The organism is Christensenella minuta (assembly GCF_003628755.1).
Classification (GTDB): Bacteria; Bacillota; Clostridia; order Christensenellales; family Christensenellaceae; genus Christensenella; species Christensenella minuta.
The window spans coordinates 75,852-98,901 of the sequence record NZ_CP029256.1 but is presented as its reverse complement, the minus strand read 5'-3'; the positions used below and the strand labels follow the sequence as shown (position 1 = coordinate 98,901).

The 23,050-nt window shown below is 53.9% G+C and carries 23 protein-coding genes; 2 read left to right on the top strand and 21 right to left on the bottom strand.

Translation table 11 applies throughout. The features are described 5' to 3' along the window. Positions 1 to 2: 2 nt before the first annotated feature. From B1H56_RS00475 to B1H56_RS00375, 20 genes are all read right to left on the bottom strand, one after another. Positions 3 to 764, bottom strand: a complete 762-nt coding sequence (locus B1H56_RS00475; protein ID WP_066523316.1) for an MBL fold metallo-hydrolase — start codon at positions 762 to 764, stop codon at positions 3 to 5. A gap of 260 nt (positions 765 to 1,024) precedes the next feature. Next, positions 1,025 to 2,032 carry a LacI family DNA-binding transcriptional regulator gene (locus tag B1H56_RS00470; protein WP_066523315.1) on the bottom strand — a complete coding sequence of 336 codons (1,008 nt, stop codon included), beginning with the start codon at positions 2,030 to 2,032 and terminating at the stop codon, positions 1,025 to 1,027. 178 nt (positions 2,033 to 2,210) lie between these two features. Next, the gene (locus tag B1H56_RS00465; RefSeq protein WP_066523314.1) at positions 2,211 to 2,957 is read right to left on the bottom strand and encodes an SDR family NAD(P)-dependent oxidoreductase; all 747 of its coding nucleotides are present in this window, start codon (positions 2,955 to 2,957) and stop codon (positions 2,211 to 2,213) included. A gap of 17 nt (positions 2,958 to 2,974) precedes the next feature. Then, a complete protein-coding gene (locus B1H56_RS00460; protein WP_066523313.1) occupies positions 2,975 to 3,769 on the bottom strand; it encodes an SDR family NAD(P)-dependent oxidoreductase in 795 nt (264 codons plus the stop codon). Between the two features lie 43 nt (positions 3,770 to 3,812). Beyond that, positions 3,813 to 4,790, bottom strand: a complete 978-nt coding sequence (locus B1H56_RS00455; RefSeq protein WP_066523312.1) for a sugar phosphate isomerase/epimerase family protein — start codon at positions 4,788 to 4,790, stop codon at positions 3,813 to 3,815. A gap of 77 nt (positions 4,791 to 4,867) precedes the next feature. Continuing rightward, the gene (locus B1H56_RS00450) at positions 4,868 to 5,956 is read right to left on the bottom strand and encodes an autoinducer 2 ABC transporter substrate-binding protein (RefSeq protein ID WP_066740031.1); all 1,089 of its coding nucleotides are present in this window, start codon (positions 5,954 to 5,956) and stop codon (positions 4,868 to 4,870) included. A gap of 44 nt (positions 5,957 to 6,000) precedes the next feature. Beyond that, complete coding sequence (locus B1H56_RS00445) at positions 6,001 to 6,987, bottom strand: ABC transporter permease (protein WP_066523311.1); 987 nt, start codon at positions 6,985 to 6,987, stop codon at positions 6,001 to 6,003. Between the two features lie 13 nt (positions 6,988 to 7,000). Next, on the bottom strand, positions 7,001 to 8,008 hold the full coding sequence (locus B1H56_RS00440; protein WP_066523310.1) for an ABC transporter permease: 1,008 nt from the start codon (positions 8,006 to 8,008) through the stop codon (positions 7,001 to 7,003). Positions 8,009 to 8,021: 13 nt separating this feature from the next. After that, positions 8,022 to 9,497, bottom strand: coding sequence for a sugar ABC transporter ATP-binding protein (locus B1H56_RS00435; RefSeq protein ID WP_066523309.1), 1,476 nt, complete (start codon positions 9,495 to 9,497; stop codon positions 8,022 to 8,024). A gap of 657 nt (positions 9,498 to 10,154) precedes the next feature. Continuing rightward, a complete protein-coding gene (accA, locus tag B1H56_RS00425) occupies positions 10,155 to 10,973 on the bottom strand; it encodes an acetyl-CoA carboxylase carboxyl transferase subunit alpha (protein WP_066523307.1) in 819 nt (272 codons plus the stop codon). Next, positions 10,970 to 11,884, bottom strand: a complete 915-nt coding sequence (accD, locus tag B1H56_RS00420) for an acetyl-CoA carboxylase, carboxyltransferase subunit beta (RefSeq protein ID WP_066523306.1) — start codon at positions 11,882 to 11,884, stop codon at positions 10,970 to 10,972. The genes accA and accD overlap by 4 nt, the downstream gene beginning before the upstream one ends. A 3-nt stretch (positions 11,885 to 11,887) precedes the next feature. Next, positions 11,888 to 13,237, bottom strand: coding sequence for an acetyl-CoA carboxylase biotin carboxylase subunit (accC, locus tag B1H56_RS00415; protein WP_066523305.1), 1,350 nt, complete (start codon positions 13,235 to 13,237; stop codon positions 11,888 to 11,890). A 112-nt stretch (positions 13,238 to 13,349) separates the two neighbouring features. Beyond that, positions 13,350 to 13,784, bottom strand: a complete 435-nt coding sequence (fabZ, locus tag B1H56_RS00410) for a 3-hydroxyacyl-ACP dehydratase FabZ (protein WP_066523304.1) — start codon at positions 13,782 to 13,784, stop codon at positions 13,350 to 13,352. A 42-nt stretch (positions 13,785 to 13,826) separates the two neighbouring features. Continuing rightward, positions 13,827 to 14,303, bottom strand: coding sequence for an acetyl-CoA carboxylase biotin carboxyl carrier protein (locus B1H56_RS00405; RefSeq protein ID WP_066523303.1), 477 nt, complete (start codon positions 14,301 to 14,303; stop codon positions 13,827 to 13,829). 23 nt (positions 14,304 to 14,326) lie between these two features. Next, positions 14,327 to 15,571, bottom strand: coding sequence for a beta-ketoacyl-ACP synthase II (fabF, locus tag B1H56_RS00400; RefSeq protein WP_066523302.1), 1,245 nt, complete (start codon positions 15,569 to 15,571; stop codon positions 14,327 to 14,329). Between the two features lie 63 nt (positions 15,572 to 15,634). Further along, on the bottom strand, positions 15,635 to 16,366 hold the full coding sequence (fabG, locus tag B1H56_RS00395; protein WP_066523301.1) for a 3-oxoacyl-[acyl-carrier-protein] reductase: 732 nt from the start codon (positions 16,364 to 16,366) through the stop codon (positions 15,635 to 15,637). 36 nt (positions 16,367 to 16,402) lie between these two features. After that, the gene (locus B1H56_RS00390; protein WP_066523300.1) at positions 16,403 to 17,332 is read right to left on the bottom strand and encodes an ACP S-malonyltransferase; all 930 of its coding nucleotides are present in this window, start codon (positions 17,330 to 17,332) and stop codon (positions 16,403 to 16,405) included. Positions 17,333 to 17,409: 77 nt separating this feature from the next. After that, on the bottom strand, positions 17,410 to 17,628 hold the full coding sequence (locus tag B1H56_RS00385; RefSeq protein ID WP_066523299.1) for an acyl carrier protein: 219 nt from the start codon (positions 17,626 to 17,628) through the stop codon (positions 17,410 to 17,412). A 54-nt stretch (positions 17,629 to 17,682) separates the two neighbouring features. Then, on the bottom strand, positions 17,683 to 18,633 hold the full coding sequence (locus B1H56_RS00380; protein ID WP_066523298.1) for a 3-oxoacyl-ACP synthase III family protein: 951 nt from the start codon (positions 18,631 to 18,633) through the stop codon (positions 17,683 to 17,685). A gap of 423 nt (positions 18,634 to 19,056) precedes the next feature. Further along, on the bottom strand, positions 19,057 to 20,994 hold the full coding sequence (locus B1H56_RS00375) for an aconitate hydratase (RefSeq protein WP_066523297.1): 1,938 nt from the start codon (positions 20,992 to 20,994) through the stop codon (positions 19,057 to 19,059). 246 nt (positions 20,995 to 21,240) lie between these two features. Here B1H56_RS00375 and B1H56_RS00370 point away from each other — a divergent pair, with 246 nt between their 5' ends. Then, complete coding sequence (locus tag B1H56_RS00370; RefSeq protein WP_147554735.1) at positions 21,241 to 21,510, top strand: hypothetical protein; 270 nt, start codon at positions 21,241 to 21,243, stop codon at positions 21,508 to 21,510. 157 nt (positions 21,511 to 21,667) lie between these two features. Here the strand turns inward: B1H56_RS00370 and B1H56_RS00365 are convergent, their stop codons facing one another. Further along, a complete protein-coding gene (locus tag B1H56_RS00365; protein ID WP_066523295.1) occupies positions 21,668 to 22,252 on the bottom strand; it encodes a hypothetical protein in 585 nt (194 codons plus the stop codon). Positions 22,253 to 22,429: 177 nt separating this feature from the next. Here B1H56_RS00365 and B1H56_RS00360 point away from each other — a divergent pair, with 177 nt between their 5' ends. Beyond that, complete coding sequence (locus B1H56_RS00360) at positions 22,430 to 23,023, top strand: TetR/AcrR family transcriptional regulator (RefSeq protein WP_066523294.1); 594 nt, start codon at positions 22,430 to 22,432, stop codon at positions 23,021 to 23,023. Positions 23,024 to 23,050 lie beyond the last annotated feature (27 nt).

Sequence of the window (23,050 nt, the reverse complement as noted above, 5' to 3'; positions counted from 1 at the left end):
CGTTACCTTACAGAATATTCAAACACCCCGCCCGGGTCCATCACGACCGGCTTAGGTGCTTCTTCGCCGTTTTGATCCCTCATCAGGTTCAGGAGCCGTTCGAATTCGCGCACATCGTCATTGTCCTTATCCGCGTAATGGCATGCCACCGCATAATCAAGGTGCAGCCACTGGCAGGCAAGCGCCGCTTCATACGGCGTCATCTCCCCGGTCAGGAATTCGGGCAGGAAATCGAAGCAGTTTTCGATCGTTACGTTCATCAGGCCAACGTGCGGTTTATGCAGCTCGCCGATCAGCTTCATATCGGAGAACAGCGCCGTATCGCTCGCGTTATAGACTCTTGTGCCGTCCGGGAGGTAAATAATGAAACCGAGCGCAAAGCCGTCCATCGCCGTGCCGCCGGAAAGCCTTACGGAGGAGCGGTGCATGCTTACTACCGGCCTTACCCGGATTCCACATTCTTCTACCGTCAGCCCCCAGACGCTGTTTGTGATCTGCCCTTTCGGCACTCCCTGGTCGATGAGCAGGTTCATTGTCTCCCCGCCGCAGATAATCTTGCTGCCGTCACGCAGCGCGATTTTGGGCGTATCCTTCATATGGTCGAACGCTCCGTGACTCACCAGTATCAGGTCGATTTTCGGCAGGGCGTCCGTCTTGACCGGGGCTTTGGGGTTATCGTCCAGATAGGGATCGATTAAAATATTCAGCCCCGTATCCGTCGTAATCAGGAAACTCGCAAATCCTAAAAATTGAAACCGGTTCATTCTTTTTCCTTCCTTTCTGCCTTTTCTTTAAATTTATCGTTAAACCAAGTTTTCATACCAATAGGCCGGCGCTGTTTGGATTTCGCTCTTGCTATTTTGCGGCACAGCACCTATACTCTTTTCTATTTCATTCCGCTGGCTGGCGCCCTGGAGAAGTTTGCCCTTGAATTGCGCTTCTTAGTTTATCGTTAAATTAAGTGTAAAACTTTCCATTCCGAATGTCAATAAAAAATTCAAAGTTTGTGATGAACTGTAATGAATTAGGTCGATTCCCTTAAAATCAGCTCTGGTTTGAGCATAATATGCGAGCAATTACTCTGTTTCTCACCGATCATCTCGATCAGCATACGGGCGCCCTGCTCTCCAATCCGGTATTTTGGCTGACGTACAGTGGTCAGCGGAATCCGCAGGTATTTTGCAAATTCAATATCGTCGTATGAAGCCAGGCGGATATCCTCCGGGATTTTAAGCCCATGCTCTAAAATGCTTTCCATAGCGCCTACGGCAATCATATCGCAGCCGCAAAACACCGTTTCTATCTTTTCCTTTTCGTGCAGCAGCTGTGTCATCTGGGCATAGCCGCCGTCGAACGTGGGCGCTACATTATAAAGAATCTCCGGGTCGGGCGCAATCCCGTTTTCATGCAGGGCCCGGCAATAGCCCTCTTCGCGTTCCCCGGCCGTTACGATATCTTTAGACAGGTTGATATAATGAATCCTTTTGCTGCCCGTCTTAACCAGGTAATTTATCATCTGAGTGGCGCCATAAATATTGTCGTTTACCACATAGCTTCCGCTTTCGTATTCGCACCGGCGTACCAGAAACACGTATGGCACACCGAATGAATCCAGAAACGCCTTATACTTTTTTGCCGTCAGAGTGGAAGCCGCAAGCATAAAACCGTCGATCCGCTTGTCGATCAGCGTACGGATGGCTTCCTTTTCCTTTTCCTTGTTGGAATGTGCATTGCACAGGATAATGTTATATCCATTTTCGGACGCGACGTCTTCTATTCCCTCGATCACCGGGGCAAACAGGGAAAGCGTGGAATCCGCGATCACCAATCCAAGCGTCTTGGTTTCGTTGGTACGCAGGCTTTTCGCAATGGAATTTGGCCTGTAGTTCAGCTCTTCCGCCAATTGCTTTACTTTTTGGATCGTCTCCTTGCTGATGCTCGGATCTCCGCGCAGCGCTTTTGAGACCGCCATTGCGGAGATATTCAATTGTTCCCCAATTTTTTTGAGTGTGACCGGCTTTTTTGCTGCCAAAATTACTCTCCTGACTAAGCTGCTTAATTAAGCGAACCCTATTATTTGAATGATATCATCGAATCCCATTCAAGTCAACAAATGACGATAGCGAAGCTGTTTCCCGCCCGTCCAAGACTTTCCCGGACGGACGTCTCCCGCCTTTCTTTTTGGTACGGCCCGCCGTTTTGCTGCTTTTTCAACCAAAATACATACCACCGTTGACATCCACCACGGCTCCCGTCATGAACGCCGCTTCTTCCGAACACAGAAAAGCGACTACGGAGGCGACTTCCGGCGTTTTGCCGAACCGCCCGAGCGGTATTTTCTCCGTCAGGCCCCTGATCCCGTCTTCGCCCAGCCCGTCCAGTATTCCCGTATCCGTCGATCCGGGGGCAACCGCGTTCACATTGATGCCATCCCGCGCCAGCCGCGCCGCAAAGCCGCGCGTCAGGCCGATGATCCCCGCCTTGGCCGCGGAGTAGCCCAGTCCGTTGGTAAAACCGCCGTTGCGTCCGGCCAGCGAAGAAAGGTTGACGATTTTTCCGCTCTTCTTTTTCCTCATGTAGGGCAGGACCTTCTGTGTGGCAAAAAAGACGCTTTTCAGGTTGATATCCACGATGTTGTCCCATTCCTGTTCGGTGATCTCTTCAATGGGCGTCGCATGGAAAATGCCCGCGTTATTGACGAGGATATCTACCGTGCCAAACGCCTCGTCCGCCGCACGCACCATTTTTTCGATCTCCGCGACCGATTTTACGTCGACCTGCACCGCTTTTGCCCGCAGTCCTTCCTCCGTCAATGCCCGCTCCGCCTCCCGGGCCATGCCAAGATTTATATCCGCCAAAACCACATTCGCGCCGCCGCGCGCAAGAATTTCCGCGCAGCCCCGGCCAATCCCTTTGGCAGCGCCCGTGATAATGGCTGTCTTTCCTGTAAAATCCATTTCGCGCCTCCGTTCGCTTATTCGTGTTTTGCAGCGTCCCATTCCGCGCAGGCGAGGTAGCCCCCGTCTACGGTCAGCGACGTTGCGGTGATTCCCGAGGAATCCTCGCATGCGAAGAACAGGCAGGCCTTTGCGATATCGTCCGGCCACAGCGGCCTGTTCAGCGGCACGCGGCGCAGCCGGTCCTTATAGCGGGCCGCGGGGTCTTCCTCCGTATTCAGGTGCGTATGGAGCATCGGCGTATCCGTAATGCCCGGGCACACGCAGTTGCAGCGGATTCCGTAGCGCGCATAATCGAGTCCTATCGATTTGGAAAGATTCAGCACAGCGCCTTTGGAGGTAGTATAGACCGGCGTGCAGTCCTGTCCGACAAAGCTTGAAATGGACCCGACGTTGACCACATAGCTCATATCGTGTTCCTTTAAATAGGGAAAAGCATACTTGAAGGAAAGGAACATGGATTTTACATTGATTCCCATCACTCGGTCCCAGTCTTCGGACGTATACTCGTGCAGCATCCTGACATCGACAATTCCGGCGTTGTTCACCAGGATGTCGACCGTTCCATAGCACCTGACCGTCTCTTCGACCGAAGCCTTTACCTCTTCTTCTTTCGACACGTCGCAGCGGAAGAAAAACGCTTCTCCTCCCGCACTGCGGATTTCCTCTGCCAGCGCCCCGCCCTCGCTGGGCGTGCGTCCGATCATCGCCACCTTTGCGCCTTCGCTTGCAAACAGCCGCGCAATCCCCGCGCCGATTCCCTTGTTTGCGCCGCTTACCCACGCTACCTTATGTTCCAGTTTTCTTGTCATCGTCCTGTTCTCCCAATCGTCATTCTATATGCGGACAGCCCGCCTATTTGAAAATGATGCTGCTGATGAGCTCGATATTCCTGCTGAAGCGGTAATTTTCCATATTCGCCTGCAGTACATCCTTGCTTTCCAGCAGCCTGCTTGCCAGCTCGTAATATTTTTCAATCAGCGCGACGCATGCCTGAAAGGAATCTTCCCTGTTTTCCCGGTTCGCAATGATATCCACCGAGCACCAGCCGTCGAAATCCGTTTGCAGGAGATAATACATAAATTCGAGGTTTTCCCAGAAGTTGACCGTTCCGAAAATCATGTCCGGATCAGCATTTTTGTAGTTGTCGTTCAGATGCACCTGGAACAGCTTATTGTGCCGGTCCATCACCACGCAGGCTTCCGCCGGATTTTCCGCCGCGGCAAAGGAATGCCCCACGTCAAGCGCCAGCCCCACGTTATCGCGTCCGATATCATTGACCAACATCATTGCCTTGCCCGTGCTGTTGACCAACATCTTCTGGCGCGGATCCTGCGGTTTTGGTTCTATGGCAAGTTTCATATCGCCTGCATATTCCGCGATCTCAATGAAATGATCCACCATGCGTTCCCACGTCGCGCGGTAATCTACGGAGAACGGATAGTCCATCCCGTCATGCGCCGGCCAGAGCAATACGCTATGCACCCCGAGAGCCTTCGCAAAATCAATGCCGTCCTTGCACAGCTTCATATTCTCCTTCTGTACGTCCTTCTGCGAAGTGGAATATGCGCCGTGGCGGAACATCCTGTCTCCAAAATTATCGATCAGCACCAGGGAAGGCACCAGTCCGTACTCCGCCAGAAACTTTTTGTTCTTCTCCGGGTCTTCCGGGAGAAGCGCGGGTTTCCACGTATTCATAAAGCCCTTCACCGGGGTGGAGGCGATCGTTTCAAACGCTTTTTTGACATCTACGCCGTCATAATAGCCGTTCGGTACATAGCGTTCGCTGAACGTTCCGAAACAAAACAAATGGCAATCCAGATTAAACTTCATATTTTTCAGGCTCCTTTGCCGGTATCAGAGAATGGCATCTCCCGGGACCTTTCCCGGGAGACACCGGTCCATCTTTCTTAGAAATTATAGTCGTTTACGTTGTCTTTCGTGAATTTGAGCGGCGGGGCATAGGTTACGTCCGAGCCGTTCACGGTGACCTTTTCTCCCGTGTTCGGGATTTCCATTTGGTCGGTCACTTCATTGCCGAGAGCTTTCTGCCATGCAAGGTAAACCGTTGCGTTCATAAAGCCCGTCGGATCGTACAGATAGCCGCTGTCCAGCGAGCCGTCTTCCATGAAGGGTTTTGCGTCATTCGGGCAAACCGTCCCGACGACCGCGATTTTATCCTGCAATCCCTTTTCCTGAACCGCCTGTGCCGCGCCGATCGGAGCCGGCGTGCTGATTCCCACGATCCCCTTCAGGTCTGGATACGCCTGGATCAGTTCCTGTGCTTTTGTATAAGCCTGCTGCTGTTTTTCGTCGCAGGGAACAGGGTCCGTCACCAGCTTGAGGTTCGGATATTTTTCTTCCGCATAAGCAGTGCCCGCTTTGATCCAGGCATTGAGATTTTCCGCGGAAAGGCCGCCCGTGATAATCGCATATTCGCCTTCTTCACCCATCGCTTCCGCGAGGCCGTCCCAGATCGCCTTACCGAAATCTTCATCGTTCATCTGCCTGCAGGACAGGTCTGCGATTCCTTCTTCTGCGTAGGAATCCCAATCTACTACCGTTACGCCCTGCTCTTTTGCTTTCTTCAGGACCGGGGTGAACGCTGCCGGATCGTTTGGCGCTACCGCTACGCAGTCAATCCCTTTGTTGAGGTAGTCTTCCAGAATCTTGACCTGCTCTACCGCGTCTGCCGTGGTCGGGCCGGTATAGATCACATTGATCCCGAAGTCTTCCATCGCTTGTACGGCGCCCGCCTCGAAAGCGTCAAAGATCGGAATGCCGATCATTTTGGGAAGCACCAGCACAGTGAACTCACCGTCATCCGCCGCGCCGCCTGCCGGCTCCGCCGATGCTGCCGTTGATGCTTCCGCCGATGTTTCCGCCGGAGCCGAAGCCTCCGCGCCGCCGGACGAATCCGCCGCCGGGGTTCCACAGCCCGTAAATACAAGCGCTACGGCCAAGACCACCATCATCACTACCAACAATCTTTTTTTCATTTTTACCTCCTTGTTTCTTTGCCCTTTTATTATGGTGAATACCATTAAGCAAGATTTCTCTTTTTTGAGAAATTCAATTTACCAGAACTTTTCAGCGAATTTGCCGCCAGCACCGCAATGAGCACAGCTCCCACGCAGATATCGGTGAACAGCTTGTTGATTCCCAGAAGGTTGAAGCCCGTTGTGATCATCTGGATCACCAGGATGGCGATCACCGTACCCGCCACTTTTCCGTAGCCGCCGCTGATGCTTGTGCCGCCAAGCACGACTGCGGACACCGTCTGGAGCAGGTATGACGCGCCGTAATCCACCTTGGCCGAATTATACCGGGAGATCATAATCAGCGCAGCCAGGCCGCACATCAGCCCGGACAGGACATATACCTTGAATAACACCGCCGTATTATCAATGCCGGAATAGCGCGTGACCTTCGGGTTGCTGCCCAGCATATACACCTTTTCTCCCCAGGGGGTCTTCTCCAGCAGCAGGAACAGCAGCACCGCCATTGCAATGAACAGCAGCAGCGGGATCGGGATTCCAAGCACGCTGCCGGAGCCGACCTGGAAAAACGTTTCCGGAAAACCGGAGATCGCCCCGCCTTCCGTCAGGTTCAGGCTGATCCCTTCAAACAGGGTCATCGTGCCGATCGTAACGAGCATCGGCGGCACGTTCAGGCAGGCGATGATCGCGCCGTTCAAAGCCCCCATCAGGCACGCGCTGCCTACGCACACCGCAATTCCCATCGTGATCGCCGTCGCTTCATCAAGCGCGGGATTGGAGAGCACCATTGCCCCGAGGATCCCGGCCAGCGCGGCCGTGGACACAAGGGACATGTTGATGCCGCCTGTCAGGATCGCCACCATCATGCCAAGGGCGAGCAGCCCGAATTCGGGGAACTGGAACGCGAAGGTCTGCAAAATGTTGCCGCTGAACAACGCGCCGCCCGACGCCGCCCCAAACAGGACGATGATCGCAGCCAAAACCCCCAGTAACACATAAACTTCACTCGACTTTGCCTTTAACTTTTTCATTTCCTGTTCCTCCTCAATCCTTGATGTCGACTTTGACCATCCTGCGTTCCTTCATGGTCTGCTGCACGACATCAATCGAAACAGCGATCAAAATAATCAGGCCAACTGCGATTTTCTGATAAAATGTCGGGATATGCATCAACACCATGCCGTTGTTAATCACGCCCATGAAAATTACGCCTACCGTCGTTCCAAGCACCGTGCCGTAGCCGCCGAGCACGTTCGCGCCGCCGACGACGACCGCCGCGATGACCTGCATTTCAAAGCCCTTGAACGCAAGCGGATCGACGATCCTTACAATACCCGTGTGGACGACGGCCGCAAGACCTGCCATAATTCCGGTGTAAACATATGCGAACGTCAATACCCGTTTGGGACGATAGCCGACCCTTTCCGCCGACTCTATGTTTCCGCCTACCGCATAGATCCCGCGGCCGATCAGCGTGTGGCGCAGTACGAACCATGTCAGGGCGATTGCGCCGATCCAGAACAGCCAGATCGCCGGGAAGCCGTAAAAGCCTCCTTCCGCCAGTTCGATCTTGAATAAATACTGCTGGCCCAAACCGGAGATGTAATCCGGCAGTTCCCGGATATATTTCCCATTCGTTATGAGCAGCACCAGGCCGTTGATGATGCTCATAGTGCCCAGGGTGGCCACAATCGCCGGTAATTTCAGGTGGGCTACCAAAATCCCGTTTGCCAGCCCGAACGCCGCGCCCGTTGCGCAGGCGATCAGGATCAGGACGAATAGGTTTCCTCCCACCTGTGTTGAAAACTCGCCGATCACAACGGTTACGATCGTGATAACCCAGCCGATCGACACATCGATCCCACCCGTGATGATAACGAGCAGCATTCCCAGCGCGGCAATCCCCATAACGATATTGGTGGTCAATATGTTCATGATATTGGCCGGATTGAGGAATGCGTTATTCCCGATTGTGATGACAATCATCACAATGATGAATATCGTAATGATCCCCGCTTCTTTTTTCCTGAATAAGTTACGCACTCTTTCCATGCTTCTTCCCCCACTATAGAACCGCTTTATTGAGTATTTCTTCCTGCGTTGCCCCGTCGCCCATCTCCGCTACGATCTTTCCGTTTTTCATAATCAGTATCCTGTCGCAAATGGAAATGACTTCCGGCAGCTCCGAACTCACCACAATAATACTCATTCCTCCGTCCGACAGTTCCCGGAGCAGACGGTGTATCTCTTCTTTCGCCCCGATATCGATCCCTGCCGTCGGTTCGTCCACAATCAGTATTTCAGGATTTGTCGCCAGCCACTTTGCAATGACCACGCGCTGCTGGTTTCCGCCGGAAAGCTTTCCCACCGGCATATCGGGGAGGACGGGCTTAATGGACAATTTCTCCATCCAGTTCGCAGCCGATTTACTCCGCGCCGTATTGCTCAGGAATATCCCGTTTTTCAGTTCTTCCAGGATCGCGACGTTTAAATTCCGTTTGATGCTCTGCGTCTGGACCAGCCCTTCCGTCAGGCGGTTTTCAGGCACATAGCCGAATTTATGCTTGATTGCGTCAACGGGCGAATGGACCGTTATCTTTTTTCCGTGCAGGTAGATTGCGCCGGAATCGGGCCTGTTGAGGCCAAAAATCGCCTGCACCATCTCTGTCCGCCCGGCGCCGACCAGTCCCGTCACGCCAAGGATTTCTCCCTTATTCAGTTCGAAGCTGATATCTTTGAAGTTGGCCTTTTTGCAAAGGTTCTCCACCCGCAGGATAGGCTCCGTCATTTTCCGCTTTTCATAAGTTTCATAGGTTACCTTGCGTCCCACCATCAATTCGATCAGTTCGTCGACCGTAATGTTGCCCTTCGCCGCCGTTTTGATATACTGGCCGTCCCGCAGAACGGTGATCTGATCGCCGATCTCGAAAATTTCTTCCATTTTATGGCTGACAAAAATAATCGTGACGCCGTCTGCTTTCAAGTCCCGCACGATATCGAACAGCTGTTCCACTTCTCCCTGGGACAAACAGGAGGTCGGTTCATCCATAATCAATACTTTTACATCGTAGACCAAGGCGCGGGCAATCGCCACCAGCTGCTTCTTCGCAACGGAAATATTTGCCACCAATTCATCCGGGTCCGCCTCCAGGCGCACCTTCTTCATGGCCTGCTCCGCCTTTTTGCGCATTTCTTTCCAATCAACCACCTTTTTTTGCCGTGTTACCTGCAGTCCAAGCGCGATATTTTCCACTACGCTCAGGTTGTCAAACAAGGAAAAATCCTGATAGATCGCAACGATACCAAGGCTCAGCGCATCCACGGGGGAATTAATTTCCGCCCTTTTATCGTCGATCCATATTTCGCTTCCCGGGTCTGCGCTGTTTACGCCGGTCAAAATTTTAATCAGCGTCGATTTCCCGGCACCGTTTTCACCGATCAGGACGTGGACCTCCTGCTTTTCTACTGCAAAGCTGATATCGCTCAGCGCCTTTACTCCCGGGAACGATTTGGATACGTTCCTAAATTCTAAAACACTCATCTTTCCCTCCTCTTAGGACTTCAAACAGCTTTAGTTTATCGTTATACTTAATTTGGTATTAAATACGCCTCGATTCATTAAGGTTTTTGTGCATTTTTTCTTGCCTGGAAGCTTCTGTCATAGTGCGCTCCGGCTGGACTCGCGGCATATTTTGCCGTTGCCAGAGCTGTAAAAGTAATATGCGGTACCGGTTTTCCGGCCTCCTTTTCCTGTTTTCCGCATCAAAAAAAGTATTTTTCCCGCTTTGCGCACCCGTTTGGCTTGCCGCGCGCGTACTTTTGGTTTCACAAATATTTTTTCAGTTTAGAATTACAGGTTTGTTATTTTATTATTTCTTGTAAACTACGTTCTGTTTGAATGGTATCTTGTATTCGATTTAAGTTTAACGTTAAATTTAATCCTTGTCAATACATTTTTTCAGTTTTTTCAGTTTTTTTGTAAAATTGAAAATTTTTTATCCGCTTTCCGCCTCCGCGCTGGTTACAGACGCTTCCAACGCGCGCCTTCATTGCCGCGGCGCATGAAGCTGAGCCAAAAGGCGGTATGGACGGGATTAAGGTTTCCCGTAAAGCTGCCTGTTCCGGCTGCCTGAAGTCCATAAGTCCGTTTTTGCACAAAAAAAACAGGAAGGCATACGCTTCCTGTCTTTATATCCGCTTATTTTCCGACGACCGCATCCTGACCAAAGGACCGAAGCTTTGCATATCGTTTCCCGAGCAGGGTTTCGAGCGGTTCCGCCATCAGTTCTTTCACGCTGTTCACAAGGTATTTTTTGATTTCTCCCGCAAACGCGCCGCCGTCGCCCGCCTGCGCGCCGCCCTCCGGTTCCGGAAGCACATCGTCTATAAGGCCCATTTCCCTGATCTCCGAGGCCGTCATACGCATCAGCTCTGCCGCCTCCGCCGCACGCGAGGAATCCTTCCACAGGATGCTGGAGAAGCCCTCGGGAGAAAGGATGGAATACAGCGCGTTTTCGAGCATCACGCGCTTATCCGCCACGGCCAGGGCGATCGCTCCGCCGCTTCCGCCTTCGCCGATAAACAAACTCAAAACCGGCGTTTTCAGCCGTGAAAGCTCCATCAGGTTGCGGGCGATGGATTCCGCCACACCGCGTTCCTCCGCGCCGATCCCGCAGAACGCGCCCTGTGTGTCTACAATGCAGATGACCGGACGGTGAAATTTTTCCGCCTGCCGCATCAGCCGCAGGGATTTACGGTATCCTTCCGGGTTAGAGCAGCCAAAATTGCGGTTGACCTTATCGCGAAGGTCTACGCCCTTTTCCTGCCCAATGACTGTGACCGGAATCCCCTCCAAAAAACCGACTCCGCCGATAACCGCCGCATCGTCCGCAAACAGCTTATCACCGTGCATTTCCAGGAAATCCGTAAAAATATTGTTGATGATGTATTGGGAGGTAATCCTTTTGGGATCGCGCGCTATCTGTACGATGTCCCATGCCGAACGTTTCTCACTCATTTCGCGCCGCCTCCTTTATGTAGTTTCAAAAGCCTTGCCAGCGTATCCTTCAGTTCCCCGCGCGGAACGATCATATCCACAAAACCCTTTTCGAGCTGGAATTCCGCCGTCTGGAACGTGGGCGGAAGCGTTTGTTTGACCGTCTGCTCGATCACGCGCCGTCCCGCAAAGCCGATGGTCGCGCTTGGCTCAGCGACCGTCACGTCGCCAAGCATCGCAAAGCTTGCGGTTACGCCGCCCGTAGTCGGGTCGGTAAGGACGGCAAAATACGGCAGCCCCGCTTCATCGAGCCTGCCGAGCGCCGCGCTCGTCTTGCTCATTTGCATGAGGGATATGAGGCCTTCCTGCATGCGCGCGCCGCCGGATACCGTGAATGCAATGAACGGCAGCTTTTCGTCTGCGGCTTGTTCAATAGCGAGGGTAATTTTTTCGCCGACCGCCGCGCCCATAGAACCCATCATAAAAAAGCCGTCCATGACGGCAATAACCGCCGGTTCGCCGCCGATCCGGCATTTGCCGGTAATGACCGCTTCTTTTTCATTGGTATAGCCGCGGATCTTGCGAATCTTACTGTCGTACCCGGGGAAATCCAGCGGATTCGTCCCGATAAGGTTTTCATTGCTTTCCTCAAACGTTCCCTCGTCCGCCGTATACATGATCCGCTGGCGGGCGGACAGGCGGAAATGGTAGTTACAGCTCGTGCATACGTTAAGGTTGGCAATGAGGTCGTCCGTATAAATCACGCTGCCGCATTCAGGACATTTTTCCCACATGCCCTCGACTTGTTCTTCATCGTGCGCAACCAACGGTTCCGGTATCGTTTCCGGTTCCTCCGCAGGCATCTGGGCCTGCTGGTTGGTACGGTATACGCGCAGGGTGATGTCCTTGCGCTTTTTAGAAAATAGACCCATCTGTTATTTTTCCTCCATAATGCGCCCGACAAGACCCGTATCGAGCCTTCCCTCCATTACGTCCTCGTTGTTCAGGAGGTCGAGCTGGAAGTCCGCGTTGGTCTCCACCCCGTCCACAACGAGCTCCGTCAGGGCGGCGCGCATTTTCGCCATAGCCCGCGCGCGCGTCGGCGCGTGGACGATGAGCTTTCCTATCATACTATCATAAGTCGGCGGGATTTTGTACCCCGTATACATTGCCGTATCAAAGCGCACGCCCGGCCCCCCCGGGAGGTGAAGCGCTTCGATGGTGCCGATGGACGGCATGAAATTTTTCATCGGGTCTTCCGCGTTGATGCGGCATTCGATCGCGTGCCCCATCAGCGGGATATCCTCCTGCGTATAGGAAAGCTTGCCCCCGTTTGCAACCAGAATCTGTTCGCGCACAATGTCGATGCCAGTAATCATCTCTGTGACCGGATGCTCGACCTGCACGCGCGCGTTGAGTTCCATGAAATAATAATTCCCGGAAGCTTCGTCGTATAAAAATTCGATCGTGCCCGCATTTTTATAACCGGACGCTTTTGCCGCGCGCACAGCCGCCTGCCCGATCTCAGCTCGTTTATCCGCGCCGAACGCTACGCTGGGCGCTTCCTCCATGACCTTCTGGTTTCTTCTTTGCAGGGAGCACTCGCGCTCGTAGAGATAGACCGCCTCGCCGTAATTGTCGCACAGGATCTGCACCTCGATATGGCGCGCGTCCATGATGCACTTTTCCATATACAGCGTACCGTCTCCAAACGCGCCCAGCGCTTCCTTATAGGCTGCGCTCATCGCCTCTTCGATATCTTCTTCACGGTCTACCTTGCGGATGCCGCGCCCGCCGCCGCCGCTTGCGGCTTTTATCATGACGGGATAGCCGACCTTTTTCGCGATCTTCTTCGCATCCTTCGCGTTCTTGAGCGCCTCGAGCGAGCCGGGGATGATCGGGACCTTTGCCTCGGTCATGATCTTCCGTGCCATCAGCTTATCGCCCATTTTTTCCATCGCTTCCGCGTCCGGGCCGATAAAGACGACATTGCTCTTATTGCACATGCGTACGAATTTTGAATTTTCCGACAGGAAGCCATAACCCGGATGGATGGCGTCCGCGCCGGATATGCTTGCGGCGGATAAAATGTTGTACGCGCTCAGGTAGCTGTCCTTGGGCGCAGGCGGACCGATGCACAGCGCTTCATCCGCAAGCTGCGTATGGAGCGCATTTGCGTCCGCTGTCGAATATACCGCAACGGTTTCTATCCCCATCTCGCGGCATGCGCGTATGATACGCACGGCGATTTCGCCGCGATTAGCAATTAAAACCTTGTTTATCATCGAATGTTTCTCCTTTACATACGGCGCCTGCAGAGGTCGGCCGAAGACTGCCTCATACGCTCCCGGGAAACCAGCCCGCAGGCGGCATCGCCGCAGCCCCGGCCCGGTCCGCTTAATCCTGTTTTACAAGCACAAACAGGATTTCACCCTCGCACACCGTTTTTCCGTCCACCGCCGCCCGGACCTTGCCCTTGCCGCCCATCGAAGACAGGCGGAGTATCTCCGTTTCCAGAACAAGGTCGTCGCCCGGCTTCACCATGCCGCGGAACCGCACGCCGTCGATCCCGCCGAACACCGCGAGGCGCCCTTTGTATTTTTCATCCTGCAAAATCGCCACCGCGCCTGCCTGTGCGAGCGCTTCCGTGATGAGCACGCCTGGAAGGATCGGGTTGCCGGGGAAATGCCCCCTGAAGCAAAACAGGTCTTCCCGGATGCGCCACACCGCTTTGGTGCGTTTTGCCACTTCACATTCAAGCACCTCGTCCAGAAACAGGAACGGATCGCGGTGCGGAATAATTTGCTTGATTTCTTCCTGATTCAAAACCATATAAGCTCCTTCTTGCAAAAAACTGCTGTACTATATGGACTATTACACGTAATTGTACAGTAATTGCCCGTATTCTACGCTGCCGCCTTCTTCACATGCGACCCATGTGATCTCGCCGTCCTCGGGCATGGTAATCTCGTTCATCAGCTTCATCGCTTCCACCATGCACACGATATCGCCCTTTTTGAGCTTATCGCCGATCTTTACGGCCTTCCCTTCGGAAAGGCTGTGGAATACCCCTACGAGGGGCGAAGTGATCTCCTTGCCCTTGCTTGCCGCTGGCGCCGGTTCCTCCGCAGGCGCGGCGGGAACTGCCGCTGCCGGAGCTTCCGCAGGCGCGGCCACCGGAGCGGAGCCGATCTGTGCGGAAATCTGCGGGGGCGCCGTCACATAAACTGTTTTAGATTCACCCGTCCCGCGTTCCATTTTTACAGCGAAATCGCCGTCTTCAAGTTCAAATTTATTGAGGCTTGTTTCGTCCACGGCCTTCAGCAATTCCAGTATCGATTTTAAATCCACTGTTTCTATCTCCTATCTAACATTTATTCCGCTTTTTTGAACAAAAGCACTGCGTTGTGCCCGCCAAAGCCAAGCGAATCGGAAAGCGCAGCCTGGATATCCATCTTCCTGCCTGTGTTTGGCGTATAGTCAAGGTCACATTCCGGATCGGGAACCTTGTAATTGATGGTCGGTGGGATAAACCCCTCTTCTATCGCTTTGACCGTATATACCGCTTCAATGCCGCCAACTGCCCCGAGCGCATGGCCGGTCATGGATTTTGTAGAGGAAATCGCCACCTTGTACGCTTCCTCTCCAAATACGCTCTTGATCGACATCGTCTCTGTCTTATCGTTGAGTTCCGTCGACGTTCCATGCGCATTGATATAGGAAATTTCCGACGGTTTCAGATGGGCCTCATCCAGCGCAAACTGCATTGCTTTTGCAAGCGCCGCTCCGGATGGCTCCGGAGCCGTCATATGGTATGCGTCGCTTGTCGCGCCGTATCCGCCGATTTCGGCATAAATACGGGCGCCGCGCTTCTTTGCCGCTTCATATTCTTCCAATACGATTACGCCGGCCCCTTCCGCAATGACAAAGCCGCTGCGTTCCGCATCGAACGGAATGGAGGCGCGGTCCAATTCTTCCGTCGTCGTGACCGCGTGCAGGCCAAGAAAACCCGAGATCGCCAGCATCTTGATCGGCGACTCCGAGCCGCCCGCAAGCATCGCATCCATGTAGCCGTCCCGGATCATCCTGTATGCATCGCCGATGGAATGAGTCCCCGATGCGCAGGCCGTCGTGATCGTCGTATTGTATCCATGCAGCTTATGTTTGATGGCAAGCTGTCCGGACGCCATGTTGCCGATCATCATGGGAATGAGCAGCGGATTGACGCGCTTAAAGCCCTTTTCGTTGAGCTTGGTTACTTCCTTTTCCATCGTATCGAGGCCACCGATTCCGCTGCCGACCAAAACCCCAAAACGGTACGGGTCGTAAGGAATCTCTTGGCCGATTTCAAAGCCCGCGTCCGCCATTGCCTGATCGCCCGCGATCACGCCAAACTGCGCATACTCATCGAGGCGGCGTGCCTCTTTCTTTTCCAGATGGTCGAGCACATCGAGGTTCTTCAGCTCTCCCGCAAAATGAACAGGCAGACCTTCCGCGCCCGCCTTGGTCAGCGGCCCGATGCCGTTCACGCCGTTTTTTGTGTTTTCCCATGCCTCTTGGACCGAGTTCCCGTTTGGGGAAAGGATTCCGAGGCCCGTTACAACTACCCGTCTTCCCATAAAAGGTTCCTTTCAAGTCTATTTAATGGATCACGATATCCGCCTGCTGCCAACGCAGACAGGTCACATATACATGCCGCCATTCACCGACAGCACATGCCCCGTGATATAGGACGCCTGGTCGCTCGCGAGGAACGCGACCGCATCCGCAATATCCTGGACCGTACCGCCGCGGCGAAGTGGAATGCTCCCGAGCACGTCTGCGCGTGCTTTTTCGGGCATTGCGTCCGTCATGGGCGTTTCCACAAAGCCCGGGGCAACCGCATTGACGGTGATGTTTCTCGAGCCAATTTCCTTGGCGAGGGATTTTGTAAAGCCGATGATTCCCGCTTTGGAAGCAGAATAATTCGTCTGTCCTCCCTGGCCGGACAGCCCGACCACGGAAGTCATGCTGATGATCCTGCCATGTTTCTGCTTCATCATATAAGGCACCGCATGGCGGCAGCAATTGAACACGCTTTTGAGGTTGACGCTCAGGACCGCGTCAAAGTCCTCTTCCTTCATACGGGCAAGAAGGCCGTCGCGGGTAATGCCCGCGTTGTTGACAAGCACGTCGATGGCGCCGAAGGTCTCCACCGTCTCTTTCATCATCGTTTCCACTTCATTGAATTTGCTTACGTCCGCTTTGATCGCAACGGCTTTTACACCCTTTTTCTCGATTTCCGCGACCGTTCCCGCGTAGTCTTCCTCCTCGAACAGGTAGTTGACCACGATATCATATCCTTCTTCCGCGAGGCGCAGGGCAAGCTCCTTGCCGATGCCGCGTGAAGCGCCTGTAATAAGTGCTGTGCTCATATTTTATTCCTCCCGTATCTATCGGTACGCAAACAGCTACCGCGCTTTCAGCGCGTCCACCGTTTTTTCGTAAGATTCAAAATCATTGATGTTGTATGTCTCCGCTTCCTTGCTGATGCGTGACACAAAGCCCGCAAGGGTCTTGCCCGGGCCTACCTCTACGAAGGTATCCGCACCCGCTTCAAGCATCGAACGGACGGACTGCTCGAACAGCACCGGATGCGCGGTTTGCTCCGCCATGACCGTTTTCATATCAGCGGGACCGTAGGGTTTGCCCGTCCGGTTCGCGTACAGCGTGAACTGCGGCGCGGCAAAGTCCATTCCTGCGATCTCTTCATAGATATTCTGCGCCGCCTGCTGCATGTGCGGCGAATGAAACGCCCCGTTCACGGGGAGCTTCATACATTTTATCTTATTCTCTTTGCAGTAGGCCATCATCGCTTCGATCCGGCCCGTATCGCCCGCCACGACCGTTTGTCCCGGGCAGTTGTAATTCACAGGCAGGAGCACGCCGCCTTCCCGCAGCTGCGCCGCAAGCTGTTCTGCCTCGTTCGCAGTCTTGCCGAGAACGGCCGCCATCGCGCCGCTATGGTTTTCCGCCGCTTCCTGCATCCATTCCGCACGCAGGAGCACAAGGCTCAGCGCTTCTTCGAACGGAAGCACGCCCGCCGCGGCAACTGCGGCATATTCCCCCAGGGAGAAGCCCGCTCCCATATCCGCCCGTATCCCGGCGGCAGCAAGCGCCGCCCATGCGGCAAAGTCTACCGTGAACACAGCCGGCTGCGTATTGATGGTCTGGTTGAGCTCGTCCTGGCCGCCCGCAAAGCACAGCTCCGCGATCCCCGGGCATACCGCTTCGGCCCGGTCAAAGATATCGCGCGCGGCCGGGACGTTGTCGTACAGGCTCTTGCCCATTCCGGTTTTTTGTGCTCCCTGCCCCGCAAAGAGCACCGCTAATTTACCCAAAGTCACATTCCTCCAAAAGATAGCAGACAGACGCAAAATCAAATTTTGCGTCCGCCCTTTATCCGTTTATCTCATTCTTATTTGTTGTCCTCAATATATTTGACAAGGTCTGCGACGCTTTTCAGGTTCTCTGCATCCTCAACGGAAACGTCGAACTCTTCTTCGATATCCATCACGATTTCGACCATATCGAGCGAGTCTATTTTAAGGCTCTCGAACGTGGAATCCATTGTGATTTCGTCTGCGTCAATGTCCATTTTGTCGCTGATAATTTCGGCAATCTTTTCGTAGATCATTTCATTTTCCTCCATAAGAAAACAATTTATTTTTTGTGTTACGCTTTCGCGTTGTTACCATTCATAGACCGCGCACCCGGAGGAAAGCCCCCCGCCAAAGCCCGCGATGACAAGCTTATCGCCCTTTTTGAGCATTCCCTTTTTATTCATCTGGTCGAGCGCGATCGGAATGCTGGCAGCTGATGTATTGGACGTATCGTCTATATTGGAATAGAACTTATCCATCGGCATGCCGAGCCGCTGGGCGATCGTTTTGGTAATGCGGTAATTGGACTGGTGCATCAGGAACCAGTCGATCTCTTCCGGTGTTTTCCCGCTGCCCTCGAGTCCTAAACGAATCACGCGTTCCGCCTCGCGCGTCGCGAAGACATACACCTCGCGCCCCTTGAGCGCCGCATAAGACGGCTGAACTACCCCGTCCTTAAGCGTATTCATACCGTTAATCGTGATGAGGCCATCCGTATCCGGCTTGGAATACACCTCGAAATATTTCATGCCCGCGCCGTACTCGATGACGACAGCGCCCGCGCCGTCTCCAAAAAGGATACAGCTCGCGCGGTCTTCCATGTTCATAAAACGTGAAAGCGTCTCGCTGCCGCACACAAGGAACGGTTTTCCGCCCGGCCGGAGCAGGCCTTCCGCCGCCTTTAAAGCAAACATGAAGCCCGTGCACGCGGAATTAACGTCGAAACAGACCGCCTCCGGAATTTCAAGCTCCCGCTGAATCTGGCTGGCAACGGATGGAACGCCCATTTCATTCGTGACGGACGCGACGATGATACCGCCGAGATCGTCTTTCGTGATCCCCGCTTCCTTCATTGCGATATTTGCCGCAATGACGCACATATCCTTGTTCCACATGCCGTTTTCCACATAATGCCGGCGCTTGATCCCCGTCCGTTTGGTGATCCATTCGTCCGACGTGTCTATGATCTTTTCAAAGTCCTCATTGGTCATCACTTTTTCGGGCAGATAGCTGCCCGTTCCCATGATGTGTATACTCATAATTCCTCCTACCTCATAACGCACCAAATGGCGCTCCGGGAAAACTATATTGAAGTTCTTATTTCCCTCCGGGAAAAAGAACCGCTGAACTGTCACAATTTGCCTGCCGCCTGCGGCCCGGCCAAACCGGACATTTCATGCGCCTTCCCGACGATCCCCTGCTAGAGGTTGTTTCATATCGCGCCAGGACGCCTTCTACACTCGCTGCGTCCGGTATGCTTCGCAATCTTTCGCCTGCGGCGAAATTCACCTTGCGCGTTCCCGCTCATGAAACGGATCTATTCTGACAATCTTTGCTAAATAGAGATACAATTCCCATATCAAGCAAAATTAAGACAGTATAATGATATTCTAATCTTAAGTAAATGTCAATAAAAACGAAGGGACGGCGGGGCGCCCTGCGCACCCCTGCCGCCGCCTCTTTTATGCCTGGCCGGCATTTTTCGTGTAGTTGAGAAGCCCGCCCGCGAGCAGCATATCGCGCAGGCGCGGGGATGCGTCGAGTACGACCTCGACGCTGATTCCCTTCGTCTCATCTTCCACACGGAACCGGTCTTTCCCTTCCACATTTTCACGGACGTGCGTAAGCTTTAGTATGTCGCCCTGGCTGATCTTATCATAATCCGCTTCGTCGGCAAACGTAAGCGGAAGAATACCGTTGTTGATAAGGTTTGCCATGTGGATGCGCGCAAAGCTCTTAGCGATAACCGCCTTGACCCCAAGATACAGCGGAGCAAGAGCGGCATGCTCGCGCGAGGAGCCCTGCCCGTAATTCTGGCCCGCAACGAGGATGGATTTTCCCGCCTCTTTTGCCCGCGCCGGGAAGGTTTCGTCCACCGGCGTGAGGCAATAGTCCGCAAGATGCGGGATATTGGAACGGTAGGGGAGCAGCTTTGCATTGGAAGGCATAATATGGTCCGTGGTGATATTATCCTCCATTTTCAGCAACACTTCCGCTTCGATCTCTTCCGCGAGAGGTTCGTGTTTCGGGAAAGGCTTGATGTTGGGTCCGCGGATCACCTCTACCTCGCCGGCATGGTCCGCGGGCGGAACGATCATATTATCGTTTACATCAAATTTTTCCGGCATCTCCACGTCCAGGATGGAAAGGTCCGGAAGCTCCGCAGCATCCGAAAGATAACCGTTGATTGCCGTCACCGCCGCCGTCTCGGGACTGACAAGATATACGCTTGCGCTCTTTGTCCCGCTGCGTCCGAAGAAATTGCGGTTGAAGGTGCGCACCGAGACCGCATCCGTCGCCGGGGACTGCCCCATGCCGATGCACGGCCCGCAGGCGCATTCGAGGATACGCGCGCCCGCGTCGATCATACTGCTGAGCGCACCGTTCTTGGCGAGCATATTCATGACCTGCTTGGAGCCGGGCGAGATGGTAAGGCTGGTATGCGGATTCACCGTTTTTCCTTTGAGGATCGCCGCCACGCGCATCAGATCGCGGTAGGAGGCGTTGGTGCAGCTGCCGATGCACACCTGGTCTACCTTGATCTTGCCGATCTCTTCGATGGTCTTCACATTATCCGGACTGTGCGGCATCGCCGCCATCGGCGTAAGCGCTGAAAGGTCGATCACGATATGTTCGTCGTATTCCGCATCCGCATCCGCCGCAAGAGGCGTGAAGTCCGCTTCGCGGCCCTGTGCCGCAAGGAATTCCCTCGTCACTTCGTCGCTCGGGAAGATGGACGTGGTTGCGCCGAGTTCGGCGCCCATATTGGTGATGGTCGCGCGTTCCGGAACGGAAAGCGTCTTGACGCCTTCGCCGGTATATTCAATAATCTTGCCCACGCCGCCCTTCACGCTCATCACGCGCAGGACTTCGAGGATCACGTCTTTTGCGGATACGCCGGGCCGAAGCCTGCCCTTAAGCTCCACATTGACGAATTTCGGACAATTGAGGTAATATGCGCCGCCGCCCATAGCGACAGCGACGTCGAGGCCGCCCGCGCCGATGGCAATCATGCCGATGCCGCCGCCCGTAGGCGTATGGCTGTCGGAGCCGAGAAGCGTTGCCCCCGGTACCCCAAAGCGTTCCAAGTTTACCTGGTGGCAGATGCCGTTCCCCGGGCGGGAAGCGTAAATGCCGTGCTTCTTCGCCACGCTCATGATATAGTTGTGGTCGTCCGCGTTCTCGAAGCCGCTTTGCAGGGTGTTGTGGTCGATGTACGCAACCGAGCGTTTCGTCTTCACGCGGTCGATGCCCATCGCTTCAAACTGCAGGTAGGCCATCGTGCCCGTGGAATCCTGCGTGAGGGTATAATCAATGCGGATGGAAATTTCGCTTCCGGGAATCATTTCCCCCGAAACGAGATGATCGTTCAAAATCTTATATGCCAGTGGTTTTCCCATTCTCTGATCCTCCATACTTTAATACTTAATGATATGGTGTTTATTTTATACGTTTAGCGCAGTTTTTTCAAGTGCCGCGCCTTTCTTTTTGCCGGGTGATCCGATATAATGGAAGGGCGGCATTTGCACCGGCGGGGCCCTTCGCCCTTTGAAGGGCGGGACGTTTCCCACTTCCCCGGAAGGTATGCGAAAGCTTTTCCGTATACGGGCCCAAGGCCGCGCAAGTACAGAAAAGGACGGATCGATATGCTGACATTATGGGGGAAGCTCTATAAAAACGGTAAGACAATCAAGGCGGACACGTATACGAGCGGCAAGCACGATATGTCCGCGGCACTCCTTGAATGCATCGAGCATTTTGCCAAGGAATTCGATATCGAGGTGCCTATGTGGCACACAAACCATACCAAACAGCTGGGCCTGTTCCGCAAGGCGACCTTTAAGCCGGACGATTTTGTGGACCAGTTTCCGTATGAGAAGTTTGAAATCCAGATCATCGATTCCGATGGGCCGTGACACGTTGCAGCGGACTTGCACTGTACTGCAAAAGCCTCGCCTTTAGCGAGGTTTTTGCAGTATGCTCCGCCGCGGCTCCTTTTTCCCACGCAGTCCGCTTCGCCGGACTTGTGCGAAACCCCGGTCTGTTTGCCCTTATGGGCTTCCGCAACAGATTTTAAAATGGAAGCAAAACAGCGATGGACAAAAACAATGCCGCCAGCGGCAGGACGCTCCCGAGGAGCAGCTCCGGCCAGGTATGCCTTCCCATGCGGAGCGACGCCCAATAGACCAGGCCCAAAACGGGCAGGCCTGACAGGGCGGCGGGCCCCAGCAGGCAGACCAGCAGCGCGAGCGGTCCCGCCACGCCGCACGCATGTCCGCTCGCCTTGATTTTGAATCCCTTATTAAACAGCAGGATCAGGCAGCCGGAAAGCAGGTAGGCAAGGTAAACGAGCAGCAGGCCTTTTGGTACTGCCGCCGCCAAAGCGCACAAAACACCCGCCACATATCCGATGACCGCCATCCATATGGCAAGTTTGCGCTGTCCGTCCCGCCCCTTATCCTTCCATCCCGGCAGGATTTGCTGCAGGGGATAAGCCAGCAGCGGCAGGACGGTCAGGAAGATGACCGCCATGACATAATTTCCAATCCCACCAAACCGCTCCGGCTGCGCCCCGAGCAGGATGCTGAGGGCCAAAAGCGCCATAACGGGCGCGAGTGTGACGATGCGCACAATTTTTTCCACCGGTCGTTTTTCCATCCGTATCCCCTTCCCCGCGCAGCGCCGGGCGCCGCAGCGGAACCGTCGTCCCATTAACGGATTGTCTTATATTTATACATGTGTTATATTAATATGCAGGATATGGCATAGCAATCACAACTGCGGATAGTATGTCATTTATTATTACAAAAAACGGAAAGTGTATAAAAAATTTTTATGGAAGACAAGCGTATCATTAAAACAAAACAGAATCTGAAGCAAACCATGATCGGGCTGCTTGCCCGGTTTCCCTTTGAAAAGGTAACGGTCTGTGAGCTGTGCCGCGCTGGGATGACCAGCCGCATTACGTTTTATACACATTATGACGATAAATATGCGCTGGTCGAGGACATGTTCTGCGGTTACATCGGCGAAGCGGTGCGGGACTACCACAGACTGCAGGCGGAAAACAATCCCTCCCGCGAGGCGCTACAGGGATATTACAACATGCTCGATTGCATCCTGAACCTTTATTACAACAATCTGGCTTTTTTTTCGTGGACCTCCCCGGAAAGAAACCCGTACCTATACTCCGCTTTTTACCACCATATTTTCTGCAATGTCGACGAATATATCCGAAGGCACAGCCATCAGATGGCATCAAACTATCCTTCGCGGCAAACCGCCGCGCTCTTGTGCAACGGCCTGTGGGGCGTTATCAACGAATGCTATGCGAGCGGAACGCCGCGGGAGGACATGCGCAAGGATATCCGTTCCATGTTCCACGACATCCTGGTTTCGCCCCTTTTTTCTAAGAAAAACGTCCTGTGAGCGCGCTGGCAGGAAAGCAGGCAAAAA

Coding starts and splice junctions, on each gene's coding strand:
- B1H56_RS00385 (WP_066523299.1), bottom strand. CDS start 17,628: ATGATCTACGAAAAGATTGCCGAAATTATCAGCGACAAAATGGACATT.
- fabG (WP_066523301.1), bottom strand. CDS start 16,366: ATGAGCACAGCACTTATTACAGGCGCTTCACGCGGCATCGGCAAGGAG.
- B1H56_RS00440 (WP_066523310.1), bottom strand. CDS start 8,008: ATGGAAAGAGTGCGTAACTTATTCAGGAAAAAAGAAGCGGGGATCATT.
- fabF (WP_066523302.1), bottom strand. CDS start 15,571: ATGGGAAGACGGGTAGTTGTAACGGGCCTCGGAATCCTTTCCCCAAAC.
- B1H56_RS00460 (WP_066523313.1), bottom strand. CDS start 3,769: ATGACAAGAAAACTGGAACATAAGGTAGCGTGGGTAAGCGGCGCAAAC.
- B1H56_RS00445 (WP_066523311.1), bottom strand. CDS start 6,987: ATGAAAAAGTTAAAGGCAAAGTCGAGTGAAGTTTATGTGTTACTGGGG.
- accD (WP_066523306.1), bottom strand. CDS start 11,884: ATGGGTCTATTTTCTAAAAAGCGCAAGGACATCACCCTGCGCGTATAC.
- accA (WP_066523307.1), bottom strand. CDS start 10,973: ATGAGTGAGAAACGTTCGGCATGGGACATCGTACAGATAGCGCGCGAT.
- B1H56_RS00365 (WP_066523295.1), bottom strand. CDS start 22,252: ATGGAAAAACGACCGGTGGAAAAAATTGTGCGCATCGTCACACTCGCG.
- fabZ (WP_066523304.1), bottom strand. CDS start 13,784: ATGGTTTTGAATCAGGAAGAAATCAAGCAAATTATTCCGCACCGCGAT.
- B1H56_RS00465 (WP_066523314.1), bottom strand. CDS start 2,957: ATGGATTTTACAGGAAAGACAGCCATTATCACGGGCGCTGCCAAAGGG.
- B1H56_RS00455 (WP_066523312.1), bottom strand. CDS start 4,790: ATGAAGTTTAATCTGGATTGCCATTTGTTTTGTTTCGGAACGTTCAGC.
- B1H56_RS00450 (WP_066740031.1), bottom strand. CDS start 5,956: ATGAAAAAAAGATTGTTGGTAGTGATGATGGTGGTCTTGGCCGTAGCG.
- B1H56_RS00360 (WP_066523294.1), top strand. CDS start 22,430: ATGGAAGACAAGCGTATCATTAAAACAAAACAGAATCTGAAGCAAACC.
- accC (WP_066523305.1), bottom strand. CDS start 13,237: ATGATAAACAAGGTTTTAATTGCTAATCGCGGCGAAATCGCCGTGCGT.
- B1H56_RS00370 (WP_147554735.1), top strand. CDS start 21,241: ATGCTGACATTATGGGGGAAGCTCTATAAAAACGGTAAGACAATCAAG.
- B1H56_RS00435 (WP_066523309.1), bottom strand. CDS start 9,497: ATGAGTGTTTTAGAATTTAGGAACGTATCCAAATCGTTCCCGGGAGTA.
- B1H56_RS00380 (WP_066523298.1), bottom strand. CDS start 18,633: ATGAGTATACACATCATGGGAACGGGCAGCTATCTGCCCGAAAAAGTG.
- B1H56_RS00475 (WP_066523316.1), bottom strand. CDS start 764: ATGAACCGGTTTCAATTTTTAGGATTTGCGAGTTTCCTGATTACGACG.
- B1H56_RS00375 (WP_066523297.1), bottom strand. CDS start 20,994: ATGGGAAAACCACTGGCATATAAGATTTTGAACGATCATCTCGTTTCG.